General features: G+C 42.8%; 1 protein-coding gene. It reads right to left on the reverse strand.

What is annotated here, in order from left to right; all coding sequences use genetic code 11:
• The coding region (locus tag CXF78_RS15800) for a TonB-dependent receptor plug domain-containing protein (RefSeq protein ID WP_102037320.1) at positions 1 to 1,897 on the reverse strand (1,897 nt) is incomplete at its 3' end.
• Between the last annotated feature and the right edge of the window lies 1 nt (position 1,898).

A 1,898-nucleotide genomic window follows, 5' to 3' on the forward strand; every position in this document is an offset into this window, starting at 1 on the left:
CTTCAGGATTAAGAACTTCACCACCATAGAAAGCCGCTAATGGGTTTGTTGGTGGAGCAATGAAGGTTTGAATCAAGTCACCGTTAACAATCGATGTTTGAGTGTTAACTACGTTTTCTTGACCAACAGTTGGCGCACGGAAACCAGTACTGTGTGATGCACGGAATGATAATTCATCGGTTGCAACATACTGCGCGGTTAACTTGTAGTTTAGTGTGTCACCAAAAGTAGAGAAATCTTCATAACGAAGTGCAATACCTAATAAGAAATCTTCGGTTAAATACGCTTCAACGTCAGTATAAATACCAATGTTATTACGGTCGTTTTTACCGGCTGATTCAGGGCCAAAGCCTTTAAAGCCGTGTGAGCCAATATTGAATCCCTGATCGGCATAAGGGCCTGCAGTCCAAGAGGCGTCATCACCTTGACCAATTTCGAATGATTCTTCACGCCATTCAAAACCAGTAGCAAAACTAATATCTTCTAAGCTACCAATAGTAACGAAACGGCTAAAGTCGATATTAACAGTTGTTTCTACTTGCTCGTAAGAACCGGTATCAAAGTCAGTTGGCGTGTCTAAACCCAATGATGGGTTAAGAGAATTTTTTAAACCAAAGCTGGCTTTGTTGCTACCAGTACCCGCACTGGCATCATACATCCACTCGCCTAGCTCACCTTTAACACCAGCGAAGAAAGACATATCTTCAATTTTACCGGTAAATTGTGGTGTATACCCGCCTGGACGAATTTGGTTCATTGAGAAACAGTTAGGATCTGCAACCATTGCTTGATAAGCGTCAGTACCTAGCACGTTTCCATCTTGATCTGGAATACCATCACCATCGGTATCTATCTTAGGAATAGGAACATCCATGTTGTTACATGTTGCGACACCATCAGTGGCCAAACCAACATCACCAACTAATAAACTTTCACCACCATCTACTGAATAAACGTTACCGCGGTTATGTGGATTACGATAATAGAAACCGCCTGTTGCTTCACGTGATGACACGTTACCAAATGCATACAAGTGAGTGTTATCATTGATATCAAAACCAGAGTTTACGAATACAGTAAAATCATCATTGATCTCTGGATTACCCCAAGTTTGCGCAGGATTAAGAATTGAAGTATTACCCGCATCAGCAATGGCTGCTGCATCTGGACGCTGGACACTACGGCTAGTCGCATCTGCGGTTTTATATTGTGCACTGATATTAACAAAGCCATCATCAGTCAAAGGTAAACCAATGTTACCGTCAATTGTTGTTGCTGCGCCGTCACCTTCGTAGTATTCACCTTGGCTGACAGTGATAGAGCCACCTTCAGAGGCATCTTTTAATACAAAGTTCATCACACCAGCAATCGCATCCGAACCATACTGAGCTGCTGCACCGTCACGTAATACTTCAACTTGCTTTAATGCCACACCAGGAATAACCGAAATATCTGGCCCTTGTGCACCATCGTTAATGCCACCACCTTGGAAAGCAATAACTGACGCACGATGACGGCGTTTGCCGTTAACCAAAATAAGTGTACTGTCAGATGGTAAACCACGTAAGTTAACCGGACGAACTAACGTTGCTGCATCACTAATCGGTTGTGCACGAGAGTTAAAAGAAGGCACTGATGTCACTAACATGTCGATCATGTCGGTCGAACCGTTTTTCTTTAGGTCATCACTGCTAATGATATCAATTGGAACCGGTGAATCACCAATTGAACGAGGTGCTGCACGTGAACCGACTACTGCGATTTTTTCAACGTTTTCTTTCTTTGCGACTTCTTCATCGGCTGCGAATGCTTGAGCGCTTACAACAGATCCGGCAAGTGCAAATGAAATGGCTAAGCTCAAAGAGCTAATACCAAATTTAGATTTTTTTGATTGCATC

The organism is Shewanella sp. 11B5, assembly GCF_002836795.1.
Taxonomy (GTDB): Bacteria; Pseudomonadota; Gammaproteobacteria; order Enterobacterales; family Shewanellaceae; genus Shewanella; species Shewanella frigidimarina.